This is a genomic window from Nostoc sp. UIC 10890, from assembly GCF_054786515.1.
Genome location: NZ_JBSGKF010000087.1, coordinates 1 through 2,827 on the forward strand (window position 1 = coordinate 1; position 2,827 = coordinate 2,827).

4 protein-coding genes and 1 pseudogene are annotated in these 2,827 nt (G+C 44.6%); all 5 read left to right on the plus strand.

All coding sequences use genetic code 11. The annotated features are described in order from the left end of the window. Positions 1–220, plus strand: a pseudogene (locus ACWATR_RS39245) (DUF1257 domain-containing protein); the annotation flags it as partial. 2 nt (positions 221–222) lie between these two features. Further along, positions 223–429 carry a DUF2997 domain-containing protein gene (locus ACWATR_RS39250; RefSeq protein ID WP_460345577.1) on the plus strand — a complete coding sequence of 69 codons (207 nt, stop codon included), beginning with the start codon at positions 223–225 and terminating at the stop codon, positions 427–429. 93 nt (positions 430–522) lie between these two features. Then, a complete protein-coding gene (locus ACWATR_RS39255) occupies positions 523–2,145 on the plus strand; it encodes an AAA family ATPase (RefSeq protein WP_460345580.1) in 1,623 nt (540 codons plus the stop codon). Positions 2,146–2,313: 168 nt separating this feature from the next. After that, positions 2,314–2,670, plus strand: coding sequence for a hypothetical protein (locus ACWATR_RS39260; RefSeq protein WP_109013041.1), 357 nt, complete (start codon positions 2,314–2,316; stop codon positions 2,668–2,670). Between the two features lie 13 nt (positions 2,671–2,683). Continuing rightward, positions 2,684–2,827 (plus strand): WGR domain-containing protein (locus tag ACWATR_RS39265; RefSeq protein WP_460345583.1); only part of this gene is annotated, 144 nt, incomplete at its 3' end.

A 2,827-nucleotide genomic window follows, 5' to 3' on the forward strand; every position in this document is an offset into this window, starting at 1 on the left:
AATACACGATAGCTATGAGACAGTTCCTCGCCTGGGACAGGACTTTTTCAGCCACAAACTAATGCTGGCTTATGGACAAAGGATGGTGAGAGCTAAAGCCGCCGAGTTACAAGAAAGGTTTGGTGAATGTGCGATCGCTGAAGAAACCAACGGGAGCGTGCAAACTCTACGGCTGACTTTTGCTGGACATCAAGAAGTTCAACAATATGTAAGGAGATAAACATGGAACGCTCAATACTGATTCATTTCGACAATGCTACAGGTGAAGTTCGTGTGGAGGCTGAGGGGTTCGAGGGCTTGAGTTGTTTGTCAGCAACCCAACCGTTTGAAGAGGCATTGGGTGTTGTGGAGGACGATCGCATCTACAAGGAAGAGTCAGCCCCACAAATCCGTAACATTAACACCCACCAACAGTATCAGCGCCAGTAGTTAGTAATCAGTAGTCAGTTAACACTTTTAACTGGCTACTGATAAGGAATATCGGCTTCGCCATTTCATAAGTGAAATATTTGAATAATTGACATGAAACTCTCAAATCTTCTCTCCACGCTTGATTCACAAATCCCCATTGCTGCACTTGATGTGCTATCGCCTGATGAAGCGACGATTATTCAGTGGCTGACTACAGAAGCTAACAACAAGCTATCAAGTCCAGTGTTCTTCTGGAACCTCGGTGTGTCCAGTCTAGAACAGTGCCTGATTGCGTCGGATGGTGGTTTAATATTTAAGCCAGTTGCAGAGTACAAAAGACCTCCACAGGCTGATCCGCTACTATTTGTATTTGACTACATTGCTAACTTTAATGCTGATGGAGTTTTTATCTTAGGTGATATTCACTCGTTTATTGGGAAGAATTCGCCTTCGTTATCTTGGGAGGTTGTTAGCAAGATAAAAAATCTCTACCATCGTCTCAAACCGACTGATAAACGCATTGTACTGCTGGGTCAAAACATTCAATTACACGAATCGCTTGTACGCTTAATCCCTTATTGTGAAATTCCTCTGCCGGGAGTTGAGCAAATACTACTTCATATCAATTCTTATTTGCATGATCTACAACAGTCTGCTATTGAACAGGAATTGACTTTCACTATTTCCCTTAACAAAAGTGAAATTGAATCTCTTTCTCGCGCTGCTTTGGGATTAACCCTGGAGGAGATTAGCGACTTCCTGCGGTTAACTGTCAAACACAACCTAACATCAGATGGGATTTTAATTGATAGTAATTTCATACCCCAAGCAGTCGAGTATAAAACTCGGCTGTTGTCTCAAATGGGTATTGAATTGGGCAAGCCTGCTAGCATCTCTTTTGGAGGATTGGATTTACTGCGTGAGTGGCTCAATCGGCGGCGGCGACTATTCACACAAGAGGCGCGTGAGCTACACCTACCTCAACCAAAAGGTGTGTTGCTTGCGGGGCCTCCCGGTACTGGAAAAACGAGTGTCGCTAAGAACATTGCCAACATACTCAATTTACCACTCCTACAGCTAGACATTGCTTCCCTGCTTTGTAGTTTGGTAGGCGAGTCTGAGGGCAATATCCGCCGCGCACTCAAGACCGCCGAAGCGATCGCACCCTGTGTCCTGTGGATTGACGAAATAGAAAAAGCACTTTCGGGAACTGGTGACACGAGTGGAGTCTCACAGAGGATTCTGGGCAATATCCTTACATTCATGTCCGAATCTCAGTGTGGTGTGTTTGTCGTGGCAACTTGCAATGACCCCTCTGCACTGCCAAGTGAGCTAAAGAGGAAGGGAAGATTTGATGAAAATTTTTTCGTCGATTTGCCCACTGAGCCAGAACGGGTACAGATTCTAGGGATTCATCTACAACGCTTTGGTATTCACCTGGAATCAGAGTACCTCGAAGCGATCGCAGCTTCGACCGCGAAATTCTCCGGCGCAGAACTGGAAACCCTTGCTTCGGAAGCTGCTCTGCTGGCATTCGATGAGGATAGACCGCAGCAGGTAACACTTGCTGACCTCGAAACCTGCCGCCAAACCATTACCCCACTTGCGATTCAGGATGCGGCGGCGGTTGAACGAATGCAGTCCTGGGCGGCTACCGCACGACGGGCTAGTAGTGCTGTGGTTGCAGCGAAAACTCAATCTTTGCGTGCTGCTAAGTTTCGGAATATGAACTGAGAAATAATCTTGGGGAAAGGGGAAAGGAATAAAGAAAACCCTCTTTCCCCCTTCCCCTTTTCCCTTTACCCTTCTTGAGGGCGATTGTCTCCTGATTCTATGGGGGCAATCACTCTTTTTTTAGTAATTGAGAGCAATCAATTAACATACTTAATAAGGCGAATAAACATGACGACAGACTTAGTTACTTATTACGGGCAGACTCCAACTATTGACCAACTGGTTGATAAATATGGTGTGTATTTAGAGAAATTGGACAGAGAAACTAAGCTTATGCTCCGAATGGCATTAGCAACTTACATTTTTACGTTAGAAAAAGACAGTTCTACTAAGCATACTGTTGCTGAGGCACTTGAGGATGCATTGTCTAATCTGGGCTTATTAGTTTCATATCCATTGTATAAAAACTTGTTTGAGGATGTCTGCTCTGTTTTAAATGGACTAACAACTCTGGAAGCGGAAACATTACTTGAAGCTTTACAGCATCAAATTCGATGGGGCAATGCCCGTCAAGCTGTGAATTGACAGGGTAAAAAACATGGAAATCTATTTAGTTTTTGTTGATGCTATCCGAAACAGCAATAAATTCTGGGCGGCCATTGTCGAAGATGGTAACTTGACAGTGCAGTGGGGCAGAGTCGGTTATCATGCACAGACTAAAATCCACACATTAGGCAAACAT

Bases quoted from the DNA above. Each gene is read 5' to 3' on its own strand.
- ACWATR_RS39250 (WP_460345577.1), top strand. From the start codon at position 223: ATGGAACGCTCAATACTGATTCATTTCGACAATGCTACAGGTGAAGTT.
- ACWATR_RS39255 (WP_460345580.1), top strand. From the start codon at position 523: ATGAAACTCTCAAATCTTCTCTCCACGCTTGATTCACAAATCCCCATT.
- ACWATR_RS39260 (WP_109013041.1), top strand. From the start codon at position 2,314: ATGACGACAGACTTAGTTACTTATTACGGGCAGACTCCAACTATTGAC.